The organism is Deltaproteobacteria bacterium, from assembly GCA_016930875.1.
In the GTDB taxonomy this organism is placed as follows: Bacteria; Desulfobacterota; Desulfobacteria; order Desulfobacterales.
Genome location: JAFGFW010000066.1, coordinates 1 through 20,270 on the forward strand (window position 1 = coordinate 1; position 20,270 = coordinate 20,270).

At 50.0% G+C, this 20,270-nt stretch carries 14 protein-coding genes; 10 read left to right on the top strand and 4 right to left on the bottom strand.

All coding sequences use genetic code 11. The features are described from left to right. Positions 1-128: 128 nt before the first annotated feature. From JW883_06640 to JW883_06665, 6 genes are all read left to right on the top strand, one after another. Entirely contained in the window at positions 129-3,158 is a 3,030-nt protein-coding gene (locus tag JW883_06640) for a DUF748 domain-containing protein (GenBank protein MBN1841943.1), read from the top strand. Positions 3,159-3,443: 285 nt separating this feature from the next. Further along, positions 3,444-3,665: a hypothetical protein gene (locus JW883_06645; GenBank protein MBN1841944.1), complete on the top strand. Its 222-nt coding sequence runs from the start codon at positions 3,444-3,446 to the stop codon at positions 3,663-3,665. A gap of 332 nt (positions 3,666-3,997) precedes the next feature. After that, entirely contained in the window at positions 3,998-4,933 is a 936-nt protein-coding gene (locus tag JW883_06650) for an ATP-binding cassette domain-containing protein (protein ID MBN1841945.1), read from the top strand. Position 4,934: 1 nt separating this feature from the next. Beyond that, positions 4,935-5,639: an ABC-2 transporter permease gene (locus tag JW883_06655; protein MBN1841946.1), complete on the top strand. Its 705-nt coding sequence runs from the start codon at positions 4,935-4,937 to the stop codon at positions 5,637-5,639. An 11-nt stretch (positions 5,640-5,650) separates the two neighbouring features. Next, complete coding sequence (locus JW883_06660; GenBank protein ID MBN1841947.1) at positions 5,651-7,849, top strand: Gldg family protein; 2,199 nt, start codon at positions 5,651-5,653, stop codon at positions 7,847-7,849. A 12-nt stretch (positions 7,850-7,861) separates the two neighbouring features. After that, positions 7,862-8,827, top strand: a complete 966-nt coding sequence (locus JW883_06665; protein MBN1841948.1) for a DUF4340 domain-containing protein — start codon at positions 7,862-7,864, stop codon at positions 8,825-8,827. A 139-nt stretch (positions 8,828-8,966) separates the two neighbouring features. Here the strand turns inward: JW883_06665 and JW883_06670 are convergent, their stop codons facing one another. From JW883_06670 to JW883_06680, 3 genes are read right to left on the bottom strand one after another with little or no spacing between them, the layout of a single operon-like run. Next, positions 8,967-10,313: a protein kinase gene (locus tag JW883_06670; protein MBN1841949.1), complete on the bottom strand. Its 1,347-nt coding sequence runs from the start codon at positions 10,311-10,313 to the stop codon at positions 8,967-8,969. Between the two features lie 22 nt (positions 10,314-10,335). Next, entirely contained in the window at positions 10,336-11,061 is a 726-nt protein-coding gene (locus JW883_06675; GenBank protein ID MBN1841950.1) for a metallophosphoesterase, read from the bottom strand. Positions 11,062-11,096: 35 nt separating this feature from the next. Beyond that, entirely contained in the window at positions 11,097-11,705 is a 609-nt protein-coding gene (locus tag JW883_06680; protein MBN1841951.1) for a VOC family protein, read from the bottom strand. Between the two features lie 132 nt (positions 11,706-11,837). Between JW883_06680 and JW883_06685 the strand changes: the two genes are divergently transcribed. The 4 genes from JW883_06685 to JW883_06700 all read left to right on the top strand — a co-directional run bounded on the left by JW883_06685 (position 11,838) and on the right by JW883_06700 (position 17,267). Beyond that, the gene (locus tag JW883_06685; GenBank protein ID MBN1841952.1) at positions 11,838-13,397 is read left to right on the top strand and encodes an NAD(P)/FAD-dependent oxidoreductase; all 1,560 of its coding nucleotides are present in this window, start codon (positions 11,838-11,840) and stop codon (positions 13,395-13,397) included. Positions 13,398-13,668: 271 nt separating this feature from the next. After that, positions 13,669-15,192: a radical SAM protein gene (locus tag JW883_06690; protein MBN1841953.1), complete on the top strand. Its 1,524-nt coding sequence runs from the start codon at positions 13,669-13,671 to the stop codon at positions 15,190-15,192. A gap of 83 nt (positions 15,193-15,275) precedes the next feature. Beyond that, entirely contained in the window at positions 15,276-15,605 is a 330-nt protein-coding gene (locus JW883_06695) for a hypothetical protein (GenBank protein ID MBN1841954.1), read from the top strand. A gap of 396 nt (positions 15,606-16,001) precedes the next feature. Next, positions 16,002-17,267: a hypothetical protein gene (locus tag JW883_06700; GenBank protein MBN1841955.1), complete on the top strand. Its 1,266-nt coding sequence runs from the start codon at positions 16,002-16,004 to the stop codon at positions 17,265-17,267. A gap of 292 nt (positions 17,268-17,559) precedes the next feature. Here JW883_06700 and JW883_06705 read toward each other — a convergent pair whose 3' ends face one another. Beyond that, positions 17,560-19,620, bottom strand: a complete 2,061-nt coding sequence (locus JW883_06705) for a TonB-dependent receptor (GenBank protein MBN1841956.1) — start codon at positions 19,618-19,620, stop codon at positions 17,560-17,562. Between the last annotated feature and the right edge of the window lie 650 nt (positions 19,621-20,270).

Consider the following 20,270-nt stretch of genomic DNA (forward strand, 5'->3'; position numbering starts at 1 on the left):
CCCCGTAGCTTGCTGCGGGGTTAGCGAGCGAATTATAAAATGGCAGCGTTCCCTACGGTCGAAGATTCCCTGCAGCTTGCTGCAGGGAATCTTCAATCCTGTGAAGCAAAAGAACAGGAGATTCCTTGATGGGCATTCGTTTGTCTTGCGCCGGATTTTCGCGTACGAAAAAGGGGGTGGTCATCGCCGCCGTTTTTGTGGTGCTCTATGCCATTTTTGGCTTTCTCATTGCCCCCTCGATTCTCAAGTCCAATCTGATATCAGGTATAGCTGAGCAGCTTGATAGAAAGGCTACGGTCAGCCAAATCAGGGTGAATCCGTTTGCGCTTTCGGCAACCCTGAGGGGTTTTCAATTGAATGAGCCGGACGACGAGCGCTTTTTTAGTTTTGAAGAACTCTATGTCAATTTCCAGCTTTCCTCAATTTTGCGCCGAGCATATACTTTTGATGAGATTCGTTTGATCGCACCTGATGGACGTATTAAGGTCTTGCCTGACGGTAGCCTGAATTTTTCAGACCTTCTCACCTCATGGGAGGCAACAGAATCCACGCCGGATGAAAGCGATGAGTTGCCGCCCGTTGTCATCTTTAGACTGCAGGTCGAACAGGGTCGCCTGGCGTTTAGCGATCTGTCGCGACCCACGCCCTTTGAAACTGAGTTGTCTCCCATTGGGCTCACGTTTAATAACTTCAGCACCCGAAAGGATAGTGAGAGTCCTTACGCCTTCACTGCAACTACAGGAGAGGGGGGGGTCCTGAGTTGGGAAGGCGACTTTTCGGTCAATCCTCTTCGCTCCCAGGGGCGCTTTGCGCTTATCGGCATAACGGCCCGTACGCTATGGAAATACTTTCAGGATCAGGTGCGTTTCGAAGTGCACAGCGGGTCGATCAACCTGGCTGCCCGGTACGATGTGGCTGCCGGCGGCAAGACCTTCGAGTTGAAACTGATTGACGGGGCCTTGAAACTGAATGAGTTCACGCTGGCCGAGAAAGGCATCAATAAGACGCTTATCTCAGTGCCCTTGTTTTCCGTGAGTGGCGCTGACATAGACCTTCCCAATAAGCGAGCCGTCTTTGCTTCTGTCAGCTCCAGCGGCGCCGGTGTTGAGGGATGGCTCGCTCCTGATGGGACCCTAAACTACCACACGTTGCTTGCAATGGATGGCCTTGAAGATAAGGCTGAGGAATCATCCGGGACCCCGGATCAATCAGGAGCCGAAAGTCAACCCTGGCAAATCACTGTTAATGAACTGACGTTGGAAGACTGCGGAGTGACGCTGGAAGACCGCACCCTGGCTGAACCGGTCCGTGTGACTCTGGAGCAGGTAAACTTGAACCTGAAAAACGTTAGTAATCAGAAGAATTCGCAAGCTGAGGTTCTACTCGCCCTTACAGTCAATCAAACAGGAACCGTGGAGCTCAAAGGGCTGGCCGGCATCAACCCGGTATCCACCGAGTTCGCCTTGAAAGTTGCACGGATCGCCTTGAAGCCCTTTCAGTCATATGTGGATGCTGTTGCCAAGCTTGACCTTGTTAGCGGTACAGTAAGCCTTGAAGGTGACTTCAAGTATCGGAGCCAGGATGGCCATGGGCCGGAAATGCGCTACCGGGGCGGCGTGAGTGTCGACAGCTTTGAGGCTGTCAACCGATTGCAGTCCGAGGATTTCCTGAAGTGGAAATCCCTTGCGCTTAATGGTTTGTTGCTTGATATTGAGCCTGACAAGCTGAGCATTTCTGAGATTGTGGCCAATCAGCCATATGCCAGGATAATCATCTGGCCTGACAAAACGGTCAATCTGACCAGGGTGTTTTCTACTCAGGATGATGATGGCGCCCATGATGCTGATGCAAAGGGGCGGGCCGTGATGCCAGTCACCATCGATGCGGTGCGCATTGAAAACGGCTCGGCTAATTTTGCCGACTTATGGATGAAGCCAAACTTTGCCACTGGCATCCAAGGTCTGAACGGAACCATAAAAGGCCTCTCCTCAGAGCCTTCGGCACGGGCTGATGTCTTGATCGAAGGTAAGGTGGATGAATACGCGCCGGTAAGAATCGCCGGGCAGATCAACGCCTTGAGCCCAGAGGCTTACGCTGATGTGGCGTTGTCCTTTAAGAACATGGAGCTCAGCACCTTAACGCCCTATTCCGGCAAGTTTGTGGGTTACACCATTGAAAAGGGCAAGATGTCACTCGATCTCAAGTACAAGTTGTCGGAAAATGTGCTTGTTGGGGAGAATAAAATCGTTCTAAATCGACTCACCCTGGGTGAGCGCATAGATAGCGCCGATGCCACAAAACTACCGGTCAGGCTCGCTATAGCCCTGCTAAAGGATCGTAATGGGAGGATTGACATTGATCTGCCGGTGCGCGGCGATCTCAATAACCCTGAGTTCAACTATGGCCGTATTATAGCGAGAGCCCTGGTGAATCTGATCACCAAGATCGTCACCTTCCCCTTTGCCATCCTGGGTGGTCTCATAGGGGGAGATGGTGAAAAGCTCAGTTTTGTGGAGTTTGAATTTGGCAGTGCTGCGCTCGGCGCGGGGCAGATGAATAAACTTGATAAATTGGCTGAGGCGCTCCACGAGCGACCTAACCTTCGGCTTGAAATACGAGGCGCTGCAGACAGCGGCTACGACAGGGAGGCGCTGGCTGAAGCACAACTGCTAAGTCAGCTCAAACACGCGAGACTAGAAGAGCTGCGAGCTGCCGGAGTGCAAGGGCCTGTCCACGCCGAAGAAGTTTCGCTCTCTGATGATGACCACAGCCGTCTTATAACTCAGGCCTATGTTGACAGATTTGCAGAGCGCCCGGAAGCCTTGTTTACAGTTAAGTCGGGGGCGTCTGCCACAGATGAGGCGGTGGCCTCAGGCGCCCTGGAATCGTCTCCAGAGACTGACGGCCAACCCGCAAAACGGCCACCTATCGAACCCCGGGTTCTCATTGCTGCCGCCAAGCAACGATTAATCAGAAACATGGCGGTTGATGAAATCGCCCTGCGGCGTCTCGCTCAAGAGCGGGCAAGGCAGATCAAGGGTCATCTGATCCAGCAGGGAGAGATTCCGGATGAACGCGTCTTTATGATAGAGGTTGAGATAGACGGCGCTTCTGATGGCGATGCCATACGTAGTAATCTAACCCTGTCAGGGACTTAGTTTCAGGTCGTGTTCGTACTCAAGGAGGTGCAAGGTCTTTATAAAACTGTAATTGCGGGTGGTGAAAATAACGCGATTCAGTAAAGTCAATCTGTTGTTTTTGTTAGTTCTTGTCACGGGGATGCCGGCGACCCCAAGCAGGGCTCAGCGCAAGATACATGTCGTTGTAAAAACCGTCGTGACCTCTCAGGGGGCCGAATACTCTGATCCTGGTCTGTCCAGCCTCATAGAGGAACTGCAATCCGTTTTCCGGTACTCCTCAGCCAGGACGCCATAGATCTTCCCATGAAGGAGACGGGTACGGTTTCACTGCCGGGAAACAGATTGCTGAAGATCACCCCCATGGGAGCAAGAGGAAACAGGGTAGAACTCCGACTTGTGATCATGAAAAGAAAGAAGGAAATATTTGAAACCGTGATCGAACTCCTCAACCACGGCAGCATTATCGTAGGGGGCCCCAAATACAAGGACGGTTCCCTGCTTTTCAATATCTCCACTTCATTTTAGTCTTGACGGATTCGTAAGAAGTTCGGAATGAATCGGGATTCCCAATGAGGTTTTTCTCGACGTCTTTTCAAGGGCATCAATGCATAAATCGTGAATTAGGAGACGTATGAATCACCCCGGTGTTTCCATCAAGCATGGCATCTCCCCGCCGATCTGGAAGTCTGAGCACGGGCAAGGAGTCTTGACAAGCCAACGAAAGTGCTTATAATCCCTTGCGAGAAACTGAAGTTATGTAAGGTATATCAAAGAGTTACCTGTTGACATTTGCCTGGCCCGTTCCAGGGTTCCCGGCAAGACAAAGAACCCCGTTTTCAATGTATGAGGACAAAGGCATGATTCATGTCGAAAACCTGACCAAATACTATGACGCTCTGTGTGCAGTAGACCGGATCAACCTTGACGTCAAGAAGGGCGAAATCATGGGACTGTTAGGCCCCAATGGCGCCGGCAAGACCACGACGCTACGTATGCTCACTGGTTTTCTCAGACCAACCTCCGGCAGCATTCGCGTTAAAGACTACAACATTGATGAACATGCCCTTGAGATCAAGAAACTCCTGGGATACCTCCCTGAATCAGCCCCCCTTTACTATGAAATGCTGGTCTATGATTACCTGGACTACGTGGCAAACATTAGAGGCCTTGCCAGGGAAGAAAAACTCCCCAGGATTCGCCATCTGGCTGACATGTGCGGCCTCAACGAGGTCATGCACCAACCCATTGGCGAACTTTCCAAGGGCTTCAAGCAGCGCGTTGGCCTGGCCCACGCCATGATGAATGATCCGGAGATATTGGTCATGGACGAGCCTACCTCAGGTCTGGATCCCAATCAGATCGTTGAAATCCGGGAAATCATCAGGCAGATCGGGAAGGAAAAGACCATTATCATCTCGACCCACATTCTCAGTGAAGCCGAAGCCACGTGCGATCGGATTGTGATCATCAACCGTGGTAAAATCGTTGCAGACGACAGCACGGAAACCCTCAAGCAGGCCGCTAGCGGAGAATACGTCATCAATATTTCCCTTCAGAACGCAGACCTCGAATCGGTCAAAAAGGACCTTTATAGCGTTGATGGAGTTTCGGACATTGCGCCCGTGAGTGCAGAAGCGGGCACTTTGAACGTGAGGCTCACGTGCCAATCTACTTCAGATCTAAGGGCTGATATCTACAGAAAAATCAAACAGACTGACTGGATCATGGTGGGACTTCACCAGGAAACGAAAACCCTGGAAAGCATTTTCAGCGAGCTCACAAAGGAGAACTGATATGCGACAGGTTGGACATATCTTTAAGAAGGAATTCTCGGTTTATTTCATATCCCCCGTCGGCTATATTGTCATATCAATTTTTCTTTTGGTAACCGGGTGGTTTTTTTTCACGACCTTTTTTCTTTATAATCAGGCAAATCTCCGTAACTTTTTTGCCCTGCTTCCCCTTACTTTTTCATTCATTGTCCCAGCCATCACTATGAGGTTGTTTTCCGAGGAGTTGAATGTCGGGTCCTACGAGGTTTTGCTTACCATGCCGGTAACATTTCTGGACGTGGTGTTGGGCAAATTCCTGGCTGCCGCGGCATTCGTGTCAGCCATGCTGATCCCTACTCTGGCATATCCCGTTACCGTCTCTTTTCTTGGCGAACTCGATTGGGGACCGGTTGTTGGTGGATACATCGGCGCAATTCTACTGGGCGCCGCCTTTTCTGCCATCGGGCTATTTGCCTCGTCGCTGACCCGGAACCAGATTATTGCCTTTATAATCGGCATGGCTATATGCTTCAGCCTGACGCTGGTTGACAAGATGCTTTTTTTCCTGCCCCAATCACTATTGGGAGTCTTAGAGTACATGGGAGCGGACTTTCACTTTGAGAACATCTCCAAGGGCGTTATCGATTCACGTGACATTTTGTACTTCTTGAGCGTCAGTTTTGTCAGTCTTTATGGTGCACACCTCGCCATGCGTCACAAGGATTAAGGAGAACCGGGATGGGCCTTAAGAATATGTGGAAAAATTACGCCAAATTCTTCATCTACCTGATTGTCATCGTCCTTGTCAACATAGCCGGCATTACCTTTTTTTTCAGAGCGGACCTGACCGGAAATAAGATCTACTCCATCTCCGAAGCAAGCCGCGAGGTAGTGTCCACACTTTCAGAGCCCTTGACTATCAATGTCTTTTTTACCAAGCACCTTCCTGCGCCTCACAACAATACAGAGCGGTATCTCCACGACCTGTTGCAGGAATATTCCGTCTATGCCAACCAGCATTTCAATTATCGCTTTTATGACGTCAGCCCTGACGAGGGAGAAATCAGCCAAGAAACCGAGCAAAACCAGAAATTGGCGAACAACTACGGAATACATCCTGTCCAGATCCAGCTTGTGGAGAAAGATGAGGTCAAATTTCAGAAGGCTTATATGGGCCTGGTTTTGATTCACGGGGACATCATTGAACGCATTCCCACGATTACGGCCACGGACGGGCTGGAATACGAGCTGACAACCGCCATCCGGAAACTGAACAACAAAGTCAGCGCACTCCTGAGATTACCGAATAAGATACGGGTCAAGCTTTTTCTCTCGTCTTCCCTTAAAGTCGTCGCGCCGTATATGCGTTTGAACGATCTTCCTCAACTTCCGACTAAGCTGGAAAAGATCGTAGAAAAGCTCAATGACAAGAACTATGGAAAGCTCGCATTCGAATATCTGGACCCCTCAAAATATCAGGGTTCGGAGGCGGAGTCTAAAAAATACAATATCATGAACCTGAAATGGCCGGCTCTTTCCGGTGGCAAAATCCAACCGGGCCAAGGCGCCGTCGGTCTTGTGATGGAGTACGGAGACAAAGCGGTGGAAATCCCCCTGATCCGTGTCCTGCGGATTCCTCTGATAGGAAAGCATTATGAGTTGGCAAAGATGAGCGAAATGGAAGAGGTCATCGATAAGAGTGTCGAATCACTAATCGACATAAATGAAGACTTGGGCTATCTGGCCGACCATGGCACACTGAAACTCTGGGGCACACCACCGACCGGTCCCATGGGGCAACAAAATCAGGAGACCCTATCCAACTTCCAGGCCCTGACATCACAAAACTACACTATCAAGAGTGTTAATTTGAAGGACGACACTATTCCAGAAAGCCTCAAGTGCATGATGATAGCCCGACCAACCGAACCTTTTACCGATTACGAGCTATTTCAAATCGACCAGTTTCTTATGCGAGGAAAAAGCCTGGCCTTGTTTCTGGACACCTTTAACGAGGTTATGCCGCCCAATCAGCGGGGCATGTCCTTTAACCAGGGGCCCTCGTATGTGCCTCTAAAAACAGGACTTGAGAAACTGCTGGACCATTACGGCGTCGGAATCAAGCAGTCTTATGTTTTGGACGAAAATTGCTACAAGCAGATAGTTCCCGCACAATTCGGCGGAGGTGAGAGAGCCATATATTTTGCCCCTATTATAAAGAATCAGTTCATAAACAAGGACCTGCAATTCATGAGCAATATCAAGGGGCTGGTTGCGATAAAGATCTCTCCTTTAGAGTTGAATAAAGAACGGATCAAGAAAAACGGGCTGAAGACCTACAAGGTCTTTTCCTCATCGGAAAAGTCGTGGGAAATGAGCGGAAGGATAAATCTTAACCCCATGTTTATCCGGCCGCCGCAATCGAATGATAAGCTCCAAAGCGTACCCCTGGCATATATCTTAGAGGGGGAATTTCCCAGTTATTTTGCCGGAAAACCTATTCCCGAGAGAGAATCGGCCGACGGTGATTCCGAAAACAAGGACCGGCAAGAATCGGCCGACGGAAAAACCGACGTTGATTTTTCCAAAATCGAGACCGAAGGTGAGATTCTCTCCAGGGGAAATGCCGGCAAAATATTTCTCATTGCGTCCTCTGAGATGCTCAAGGACAATGTACTGGATGAAAAAGGCAGAACCCCCAATGCCATGTTTATCATGAATGTACTGGATTACCTGAACAAGCGGGAAGAAATCGCAGTTATGAGGAGTAAAGAGCAACGCTTCAATCCCCTGGATGACCCGGGAGCGGGGACCAAAACCGTTGTTAAATTCTTCAATATTGCGGGGCTTCCCCTGTTTGTGGTCCTTTTTGGTCTTCTGGTCTGGTTCCTCAGGCACTCCCGCAAGAAAAGGCTCCAGATGATGTTTCAGAAATAGGGGAAAACGACCATGAAAAATAAGAAAGAGTACATCATACTTGCCGCCACCATACTGGCGCTGTCCCTGTATCTGGTTTCGCGCAGCCCCGACAGGACCCACTACCAGCTGCCGAAGTCGTCGAAGATTGCTAAAACGGACATCTCAAAGCTTGAGATCTCCACACCGGACACCTCGGTTATTCTAGAGAAAAAAGACAACCAGTGGCACATTGCACCGGAGGGATACGTGGCTGATACGGACAGGGTGGAACAGATGCTGGAGGTTATCGAGGATCTTACCGTGACCGCCTTGGTGTCGGAGTCAAAGAACTACAGTCGTTTCAACCTGGATGACGACAATAAGATTACTGTCAAGGCATGGGCCGGGGACACGACTGCACGGGACTTTGAAGTAGGCAAAACAGCCACATCCTACCGCCATACCTTCGTGAAGTTGGTAAATGACGACCGCGTCTATCACGCCCGAGGGAACTTCAGAAGTAAATTTGAGCAGACTGTGGATAAGCTCCGCGACAAAACCGTCCTGTCTTTTGACAAAAGCGAAATCCAGGAGATACGCATGACAAAGGGCCGGCAAGTTGTGGCATTTGGCCGGAGAGAGGTGCAATCGGAGGTCATTTCCGGTCAACCTGGTGACGGCGAGACTCCGCCGTCACCGAAAGTAGAAACAGTTTGGCAGACTGCTGACGGCACAAGGGCGAATAATAGCAAACTGGACAGATTGCTCACCACCCTTTCCAACCTGAAATGTGAAAAATTCATCAATGACATGAAAAAGCAAGACTTCATGAGCCCTATCCATACCATTCAGTTAAAGGGCGTGGAAGAGCACACCCTGTCCATCTTTGCCAAAACCCGGAAGGAGACCGAGAACTACCCCGCCGTTTCCTCTGGAAGTGACTATCCTTTCCTTCTCCCGGAGCGGCAGGTGGACGACTTGGCGAAAGACCCGGACGAGTTTCTGAAAAAGCCTTAAAAAACATAACCGAGACAAAAAAAACAAATCAGCTCTCGCCCTTCCCGTCAATCTCATTTTTCAGGATTTGCCAAACCCCGAAAGCGGTACTTGGAGCTTGAATTTGGAACTTTATACTTTGCCGTTTAATGCGGGCTTCCTACGAAACGGCCCTGACGAAATAGTAGCAACTGAAATCCTGCCAGGAGATATAGCCCATATCCACGCTGACATACCAGGCTGATACAAATGAGCATCGATCTGAACTCCAGAGCCACCTCACGTTCTGGTCGAATATGGGCTCAATACAAAGATCTCTTGCTCGGGGAACTTCGGTCAGTAGCGACATGAGTTCATTCATCGTGGGCAACCTCCAGTCGGTACGGCCGGCAAACGGCTTGTTGTTCAACTCTTCAATGTAGCCGTTAGCCTCATGCCAAGTGACGGGATAATCCGAACCGGCCCTCTGCCAGGTCAGTCCAGTCACTTTGTCCTTTACAGTACCGTCCACGTTGGCCTGAAAATCATTGTTGACGTAACGGATCGGACGCCACCGGGCGTCTATGCCGAACGCCCTCTGTGCATGGCCTGGTCTTACCTTGATGCTTTCCCTGCGGGGCGCTTGTCCGTTGTAATTTGCGGGCATCGCATCTTTTGATAAAACGGTTGTCGGCATCCGGCAGGCTTTCTCTTTTTTCCTTTCCCAGGCAATCTGTAGATGGTCAAGCGCCTCGAGCATCTCCTTGGCGCCGGCAAAGGGATTGTTTTGATCCTCTGATATGGACTCCAGGATGAAGTTATCCCAATCTGCATCGAGGTCCGGATTGCACTGGTCGAGCCTCTTGACGGAATCAATAGGCAGTTCCCCGGTCAGCATGCGGTACAGCATTACTCCCACAGGGTAAAGATCTGCACGGGCATCCACTTGATTTGGGTCTTTTTCCTGTTCGGGTGCCGCGTAATAAGGCGAGCCCACCATCAGGTTGCTGGGCCCACCAAAGTCCTCGCCCCGCAGTTTGGACAGACCAAAATCAGTAATCTTGACTGTGTTCTGGTCGGTAACCAGGATGTTATAAGGCTTAATGTCGCGATGAATGATCCCTGCCTGGTGAAGACGAGACAGGCCTACAAGGATTTGGCGGGTATAGTCAATAGCCTTGTCAACGCTCACTATCCGAGAAGGCTCTTCCACACGGTAAGTCTCGCCGATAATGAGACCCAGATTATTGCAAAAGTATTCCATAACAAAGAAGGTGAGGTCTTCGGAGTCATGAAAATCCCATATGGCCACAATGTTAGGATGTCTGAGCCCTGCCATCGTAATGGCCTCCGCGACAAAGCGCCTCCTGGCCTCCTCCTCACCTAGAAGGGTGACCAGATTGGGGTGGGGCCGAAAAAGCTTTAACGCCAAAACCTTGCCCACGACTGGCATACGCACTTTGTAGACCGTACCCATGCCGCCTTTACCGAGGAGACCACAAACTTCATACTTGCCGATTTGTTTCATATAAAAGCCCTACGGAGAGAATCTACCAGAGACGTGTCGCATTATAATCCGGAAAGCCGAGTTCAAGAATCTTATTTGCCGTTTTAGCAATATTGTAAGGAATAAACCTCACCTCGATCTTCCGGGCGCAGGTATCCCAAATAACATACTTTGCGTTGTTATTTCCATCCCTGGGCTGCCCGACGCTTCCTACGTTGATAATGTGTTGTTGCCCTGCTTGAAGGGTAGCAGAACCTTTTCCTAAGGGGACTCGTCTCACCTCGCCTCTATGAAAGGTGATAGCCTCCAAGAGGTGGGTGTGTCCCGCAAAGCATATCTTTTCTTTCATTGCCAGAAAGAGTCCCCTGAGTTGCCGATTGGAGAGTTCAATCAGATAAGTGGTAATAGAGTCGGGGGGACAGCCGTGTACGCATAAAGCCCCATGAAAGATCATGGATGGTCTTAACCCATGGATATAATCAATGGTATCAGAGGAAAGGAGATCAAGAGTCAGGGCTGAGGATCTTCTGGCCACGGGATTCATCTCAACCAAGTATTTCGGATCGACGATGACCAGTTCGTGGTTCCCCATGATGGAGGGGATATTTCGCTTCCGAATCAGCTTGACGACCTCCTCCGACTCGGGGCCGTAGCCGATATTGTCGCCCAGACATGCCACGTCGTCTACTTCAGACTGATCAATGTCTGCTAAAACTTGTTTGAATGCCTCAAGGTTTCCGTGAATATCGGAGATTATACCGAGCCTCATAGGGGGTGCGGTTTTTCCAGGGCAAGGATGTAAGTTTATCGCCGGGTATTATCGTTTTTCCCTGTGTCGTCATCTTCCACCAGAACCATCCCCTCTCCGGGATAGACCATACGCTCCTCGGGCGGCGTGGGTTTTGTCTTTTCAGGCCAATGTCCGGGTTGAGACTCGGGCCCTTCCCGGGCGACAGGGGTGGGATTCTTGTCTCTCATCTTGGGGTGTTTCCTGATATCTACATCCGTTACGGTGGCGCTGAACTCGATGGCGATGTTGTTGGGATCGAAGCTATAGATTGAGTGGATGAATCCATGATTAATGACCTCGGAGACCCAGATGTCAGAGGCTTCCAGTCGGTCTTTCAGCTCCCAGAGGTCTTCCTCATTGCTTACCTCGAATGAGACATGGTCGAAGACAAAGGGACCCCTGACCGGTACGCCGTGATCCTTTTCCCGGGCCTTATCTACTTCCGGCCACTCAAAAAAGGCGATCATGTCGTGCTCTGATATTTCAAAAAAATAGTGCCTGTATCCGGGCCGTCCAAGACCCGCTACGAGGCGCATGCCGAGCAGATCACGCCAGAAGCGGATGGTCGCATCTATGTCTCTGGTTGCCATTGCCAGGTGGTTAATGCCAGTGTATTTTACCATATTTGATCTTATTATCACATTTTCAGTAAAAGTGAACCAGTATCTAGTATGATGATTAGATGAATACCCTTCATTAGAAGTCGCACCGAAGTCCTTTTTTTGTCACTTGGGCTGTGATATGTTTTCATTACTATGTCCAAACAGTGGGATGGAATTATCGTCGGCGCCGGGGTTGGGGGGCTTTCGGTTGCAGCCAGGCTGGTAAAGGCCGGTCTGCGAGTTCTGGTCCTAGAGAAGAGTTTGCATCCCGGTGGCACTGCTTATGCGTACACCCGGAAGGGCTTTACTTTTCCAATGGGACCTCTCGGGTTCAGCACGCCAGGACTGGTTCGCAACACCCTCACTGCCTTGGGCCAGGGCAGTGACCTCGAGTTTCATCGTATCAACTACCAAATCAGGGCCTTTGATGTAATCGTACCACTTTCACTCCCCTTTGGCGACATAAAGGAAGAGATGAAAAGACTCTTTCCGGGTGATACGCACGGCATAGGGCGGTTTTTCCAGGACATGGAACAGATCCTTTCTGCTATGCAGTTTCCCGGCCAAGAAAGCAACCGCTCGCTCCTAGAGAAGGCGGCAAGGACTCCGGCGCGAGACTATCTCCATGGGTTGATCAAGGACCGAAGGTTGCGCAGGATCGCGGGAAGCCTTGGCACCAGGGAACCCTATACTGGCCTTCCGCTTCTTGCTGCCATGTGGAACCTTATGACAAGGGAAGGGATATGGTACCCAAAGGGAGGCATGCGGTCCTTGTGCCACAGGTTGGCCAAAGCAGCAACCACTGGATCGGAAAAGTATGGAGGTTTCGGCGAGATCAGGCTTGGTGTAGAGGTAAAGCAAATCAGGGTAAGTAACGGAAGGGTTTCCGGGGTAACCCTGTCAGACGCCTCACAGATTAATGCGGTCGCAGTTGTTTCTAACGCCGATTACAAGACAACCTTTATGGGTCTGATGAACCCGGAGGTTTTGCCGGATGAATGGTGTCGTGCTGTAAGAAAGGCCAAACAGACCAACTCCATTTTTCAGGTTTGCCTTGGCGTGAATACAAGCAGGGTTGATCTTTCAGCCTTTTCCGAGGCAAGCCGACTCATCTTCAGGAGAAGCGATGCCAGTTCGCGCCAGGCGCGGCAGCCCGACTGGCTTGCTAAAGAGGTAGACCCCGAAGCCATGGCCGGCCAGGAATTGGAAGTAAGCCTCTGGAGCAGGGAGGATCCAATGCTTGCGCCCGAAGGTGGAGCGGTGATCGTGATTCGTACGGAAGCCGAATATGCTCATTTTGCAAGATACCGGCAGGGGCAAGGCCGGAGAATGCCTGCCTACGGCGGGTACAAGATGCGACTCGGGCAAGCCCTGGTCCGGGAAATAGCGAATTTGCTTCCAGGTCTGCCGCACGCGGTCCTTGTCATGGATGTGGCCACACCGCTTACCTTTGAGGAACGGGGCGGGAGGAGTGAGGGGGCAGTTGCGGGGTGGTCGTGGGATTATGAGGACAACTCAGATTATCAGCCAATTGAGTTGGTACGAACACCTGTTCATGGGCTTTACATGGCCGGATACCAGGCATATTCAGCTCTTTTCATGGGCGGTGTTCCCATGGCCATGGCGAGCGGGCACAGCGCTGCAGATGCCGTGTTGCAAGGTGCCGGGCCTGTCGAAGAGGCAAGGTTCCCCTGGGGGCGGGGGCGCCGCTAGAATATGTACTGATTCCCATCACGCCCCTTGACATTGCCGGTGTTGTTGTTATTAATGTGACATGTAGTGATAAATGTCTTTTTCAACTGTTGCGATGAACGCAACAAAACTTTTCAGAAGAGGGGGGGTTACCATGAAGGTTCGAAAGGTACAGAAGTGCAGAAAGGGTCTTTGTAAATGTAAAAGTTCTTGCTGATCCAATGACGTGAAAAAGCCAGACCTTTAACCGCCAGGTCTGGTTTTTTGCCTTCCTCAATCCGTGTAGGCAAAAGTGAATCACAAAACAACTTCAGTCGTGGAACTCGTCTGCAAGCGCTACTGCTCCTATTACAAACCAGGCCAGAAGGAAGAGATGGCGTGTCAGGGCTTTAAGGCATTCCACGATTTCATTGAATCTCATCCCGCAAATGAATATTTTCCCCAAGAGCACAACAACCCCTTACAAGACCAGTATCATCACCTCCTCCACCATACACTCTGCCAATATTGTGATTTCCTGATTGATGGATGTGATTTTACAGATCCCGAGCATACAGGCCAGCCTCTCCCCTGTGGAGGATACATTGCCGCCGACCTTGTTCTTCAACAACCTTCCGCAATTGCTGACCCGTTTCTCGAGTCATTGATCCCCAAGGAGGCATTCGTTGCCTTGAGCCCAAATTGTGCGCTTAAGCATCTTGAAAAGCCATATGTCTATGACATAAGAAACGACGAACTGTACGAGGTGGATCAAAAGGGATTTGACTTCTTAACAAAATGCGACGGCAGGCGCCTTTTTTCAGAACTTCCTGTAGATAAGGATTTCCTTGAAATCTGTCTGAAGGAAGAACTCGTTGTCATTGGACCCCGTCAAAGTCGTCGTCATTTTACTCTCAGGCCCTCTCCGGCGCCTTCTTTGAGATATCTCGAACTTCAACTGACAAGCCGATGCAACCTGAAATGCAGACATTGTTACCTTGGGGAGCCGAAAAAAGCGGAGCTGCCCTTGTCTCAGGTCTTATCCGTCCTGGAAGAGTTCGAAGAGATGCAGGGCCTCAGGATGCTCTTTTCAGGCGGAGAACCATTGCTGTATCCTGATCTTTCGGCTCTAAACGAGGCCCTGCCCGGTTATGCGGTCAGAAAGGTTCTTCTTACCAACGGGACACTGATCACCGAAGAAAATTATTCTGACTGGTGTCACTTCGACGAGATTCAATTCAGCCTGGACGGCCTTAAAGAGGGTCACGACGCCATACGAGGCCCTGGAACCTTCGAGCAGACGATGCGCGGGATCGAGGCAGCCGGACGCAACAATATGCCCCTTTCCATTGCCACCATGGTGCATCGCCACAACCTGAAAGAATTTGATGCCCTGTCCGACTGGATTGAGAAATTGGGGGTCGTTGAATGGAACATTGATGTGCCCTGTGCCACAGGCCGGCTTGTTGAGAATCCGGATTTTTCGGTGGCGCCTGAAGCAGGGGCGCGTTTTTTGAAATATGCCACGGGGGGAAGTTATCACGGCACAGACGAACCTTTTGCGTGCGGGTATCATCTGTGCACTATTACGGCTGAAGGAGATATTCTAAAATGCGGCTTCTTTAAGGAAACGCCCCTGGGGTCGTTGAAAGAGGGACTCGAGATTTCCTGGGGCCGGATGAAGCCTATTCCGCTAAGCCAACTCGAATGTGCCTCTTGTCCCTATCTTTTGGAGTGTAAAGGAGGATGTCGATTTCGGGCGGAAAGCCCCCTGGGCAAAGACCCGGTCATGTGCGCCCTATACGGCTCGCAAAAACATGAAGAGCAATCACCCTAAAGCATACCCTAACCCGGAACCGCTGCTGGTCCGTTAACGGCCAGAGGGGAACACGCCAATTCCGAGACAAATGGAGGCATCACATGACAGTCTTCGATGTCAAAGGCAATGTTGACGACTCTGGTGAATACATCCTGGGCGCAGAACAAACAGGAAGCCATGCATGCTATATGATTTACGGCATCATGAAACCCCATGACAAGGGAAGGGCGTTGAAACCAGGTAAAGGTCATGAAGAACTCTTTCTTGCAATCAAGGGTGATTTTGTGGTTACCGGTTACACTGAAGGAGTAGTTAAAGAGGGGCAGGCCATTCACCTCAGAGGAGATGAAACCGTCTGGCTCGAAAATGCCTCTGATTCAGAAGCAACATATGTTATCTCAGGCGGTCATTCAGATGGCGGACATCATTAGTACACCTTTTCAGGTATGCTTGTCACAATGGGTATAGGGGGACAGATAGATAGGAAAAAAAAGATATAGGGGATTCTGGTGGCTACATAGGCGACTAATGCTGGCCCTGTGATGGATGATTTTATAGAGATGATGAGGGGTTAGAGATGTCGTGGCGCACGGGTGGGGAGACGGATTTTGTCATTTTTTCCTAAAACTAAGTGCAATTTCAGCAATAGAGTATTTAGAGCAAAATTGCAGTTAGTTTTAGAAAAAAGTTGGATGATTACTCCGGTTCAAATACGGAGGTTATCCGTCCATCTTGAAAGAAAAGGGATGCTATCCACTGCTTTTTCCAGTATACTCTAAAAAGTTCAAGCAAGACCAAATTACGGTTTCCCCTTGGAGGATAACACAATGAAGAAAATGTTCCTGGTTGCCGTTGCGATGATGGGTTTCCATGTGCCAGCCCATGCATTTCATGAAGTTGTTTCCATTCAGATTCCAAGCATGCGGTTTTACTCCGTGAAAGCCATGAATCTTCTGCCCGAAGGACAGTTGAATCTGCTTGCTGCCGGAGAGATCAACCAGGACAATCGGACTGATGCGCTGATCATCGCATTTTCGATAACTAACGGTAACTATAAAGAAATTGCCCGGGAGGTTTTCCGTGGTGGCCCCGATGGCAATACCGGTAAAACCCGGATCCGTTCTCTGGTCTGCATCAAACAGCCATCAACGAACCGATTCCTTATCGTCGTCAATGGGAAAGCCGGCCCGGAAAACCGGGAGGTGGGTTTTATCCGTTCGTATGTCTATCATAACGCTTTCAACCTAGTAGACAGCATCGAGTTTTCGGATCCCGACACCTCATATACCCATGGGTACCCTCTCATTCAGGCCGACATGAATGGAGACGGAAAAAATGAAATCATTTATGGTGGGTTTTCAGGGCACAAAGACCGGGACCGTGCCAACATCAAGGTTTTTTCCATTGGCGAACATGGGCACCTTGCCAGAATAAAGGGTTTCAATACTGACCGGTTAGACACCTTACGGCTGCGAATAAATGCCTTGACTGCCGGAGACATGAACGGAGATGGCGCGTCGGAGGTTGTGGCCGCCGGTCGGACCCTTGAAAACGACGTCGAACATGCCGCCTTTGCTGTCTTTTCAGATAAAACCCTGATCTGGAAACAACTGAACGACCTCGGTACCTGTCGGTACCGGTATGCCATGGCCACAGACATGACCGGAGACGCTCATCCGGAACTGGTTCTTGGCGGACGCATCGATCAGGGTGACACAGCTTATGCCCTGCTGGATATCTGGCAAACCCATAACAGGGATATGCGCCTGATCTCCCGTTACCGTTTCACTGGAACCGGTTCTACACGACTACGGGTGGTGGAACGGCTGCCCGGACTCGCCGGGGGTCTGATAATCGCAGGACGTCTGGAAACCCTCCAGAATGACCATATGAAATGGAAAGGGTTCCTTCAGCAGATGACATTCGAATCCGGCATTTTGTCCCCTTGCTCAAAACCGGTCATCCTGGATAAGGACTGGGAAACCCGCGTCCGAACGATGGACATTTTTGGAAACTCTTTAATAACTGCGGGGTTTACGGAAGACAAAACCAAAGCATCCAAAGCCTTTATCTCCATTTTTCAGCTAAAATAAAGAAGCTGCCGAAGAACCCGAGAGCTGTCAGGCAGGACCCACGAGCACGTGTGCTATGGGACGCCTTGGATGCTTATGCCAACAGTGCCTAATGATCGTCATCAGTGAACATACGACAGGGAGCACCATATGGTTCGCACGTTGACGGCTTCTTGTTCAACGTTTACAAGACTGTTCGAACCATAGCCCTGTGATGACGCGAACTATTTCATGCTCCCCCTAGTAAAATCCACCAGACATGAATTCACCCATGGGCGAAGGAGAGTTCATCCCCTCAGAATAGGTTAAGTCCCTACCAGAAGTACATGTCTATCCCGGCATAAATGCTTCGACCAGCCTGGGGAAAGGCGTAGCTTTCCTCATAATCCTCGTCAAAAAGGTTCTCCGCTCCAAGGTACAGGCGCAATAGGCCGGCCAGCAGGACCTGCTCAAGCTTTACATTGACCAGGGTGTAGTCATCCAGCTCTCTCTTGATCAAAGGAGAGTTCTTGGAATAATAGTACTGGTCGGCCACATGCATGACATTGATGTAAGGGGAAAATCCGCAATCAAAAGAATACTTAGCTTCAAAGGTCACCTTATTTGTCGGGCGGTATTGAAGCTCGTCCTTTTCTGTTCCTGAAGACCGGTCTTCGGTTTCCATATAGGTATAGCCGGCTCTCAACAGGAGGTTTTCCACGAAATGGGTCTCGGCCGTTAACTCGAATCCTTCAAAGCGGTATTCATCATTGTTCTGGAACGGATCGTTTTGCTGAAGTTTTTCTATGTAGTCCTTCGCATCGATGATGAAACCGGTGAGGCTGACCACTGAACTCCCTGGAAGCTCCTGTTCTAGGCCGAGTTCATAATTGTAAGATTTTTCTTTCGTCAAATCAGGATTGCCCCCATCTTCGTCATAGAGCTGTCTGATAGAAGGAAATCTGATTTTCCTGGCCACAGAACCTTTAAGCCTCGTGTCCTCCAAGAGGTCATAATAGGCTCCCACAAGAAAGCTGCCGGCATCATCGTTGTCACCTTCGTCCTTCTCGAACCAGTGGTGGCCGTATCCCAAGACCAGGCCAAAATCCGACAAAGGCGAAACCTCGTATTCCACAGAGGCCGAGTAGACCTTGACGTCCCTGTCGCTTTCGAAATGTCTCACGTCGTAGGTGGTCGAACTGGTACTTCCACCACCACCGCCGCCACCACCGCCGCCGGATGCAACGACCTGTACATCTCTGATTCTCCCTTTGGACTCATACCCTTGCTTTTCAGCGCTGAGCGCTAGGGTCAACAGGCCTGCGGATTTCAGATCGCATTTTGTCTGTAGCGTCCCGCCCTGGATCTTTGTTGTGCTATCCTGTTCAAACGTCCCCTTGACGGTCGGATCGTCCATGGAGTCGTAGTTGCTGTCATCATACCGGTTTTTCTGCTCGTCGAGCTGGTTAAAAAAAAACCACGCCCGCATATCCAGGGGGCCGGACAGATCGTGGCTTATAGAAAATTGCCCGGAGTAACCGTCATAGTCTTCTACCCTATCGAATTTGGGTCTGTTGGCAAATATGTCTGTAGGATCATCTATGGTGCTTGGGGGGACGCCGAACTCACCGCCAAGATAGTTAAACACGCAACCCAAGCGCCAGTCCTCACTAGGGTTAAATCCCACGTTGGCGAAAAAGTTCTTTCTTTCCTTATCGCTATTTTCCCGCAAACCGCCGTCTTCTACAGGTGTAGAATCAAAATCATGAGACAAGGGAAATCCATCCGTTTGAAATAGGCTTCCACTGAGAAAGAAGTCTGCTTTTTCTTGTGCACCTGAAAGACTGAATCGGCCCAGATGGCTATCTTCCTCCCCGGCCTCCACGGAAGCCATCCCCCGGATGCCTTCTGTGCCCTTTTTGGTGATGATGTTAATGACACCACCGAGCCCGCCTTGGCCATACAGGACTGAATGGTTGCCGTAAGACACTTTGATCTTGGCAATGCTCTCCACTGGGATGATAGAGGAATCGAATTGTCCATCAAAGGTGGAGTTCAAGGGAATGCCATTCAATAGCAAAAGAACGTGCCTTGAACGAAAACCTCTCAGATCCACCCGGGGGACCCCCTCTGCCCCGGTTCTGATGTCCAACCCAGGCAACAGTTCAAGGGCCTCATCTAGCGTTCTGGCCCCCTTACCCTCAATATCCTTTGTCGTAATCTCTCGAACGGTCCCGACAGATTCCACAAACTGCCTTTCCGCTGTCACCAACACCTCGCCCAAGGTATAGATACCGGTTTTTTCTTCTGTCATTTCTGAGAGGGCGTTGCCGGCAAACGCTGTCCATGCGGTTACACTCAGAAAAAGAAGGGAGTAAAATAGCCACATTTTCATGATTGTCCTCCTGTGATTCTGTTTTCGATGACATAATTAACGTCCGAAAAAAAGAGGCGTCAATCTCGACGACTTGGCCCCTCCTTGGTAAGTTCCCTTGTCAGAACGTTCGTTTTTGTAATTACTAGCATAAAAAGTGCATTGCTGTCAATCTTTTTTCGAATGTCAGACAATCTGACTGAATTATTACGAATACTGACTGTTTCTTACTAATGATGACTCTAAGTTCAAAAACAGGCTAAATGTCACGCTTTAGCCTGTTTTATAGCAATATTGATTTCCATCAGTTAACTAAACAGCGTGGTATCCGAGGTTGTGTACTTTAAGGTTGAAGGAAGTGGAATGGGACGGGATCAAGAGGGCACCAGTCTTGTTGGCTGCAACCGGTTAACTGTCATGCAACAAGATATGGCAGGTGTCCGCTGGGAGGGGTAATTGAGGATCTCTTACCACTATATATTGAAAAAATAACAGGTTACGGTCGGATATCTATCAGAAATTGGGGAAACTGTCAAGTCCGGGGGGCCGTCATTCGTGATGGTTTCAAAAGGAAACCGAAAAGAAATGGGAACTTTCAAAAACCCAGCCTCATTGCAGGTATACGTAACAAAATTTGATTTTCTATTGATAGCAAATGGTTAGATGACGTC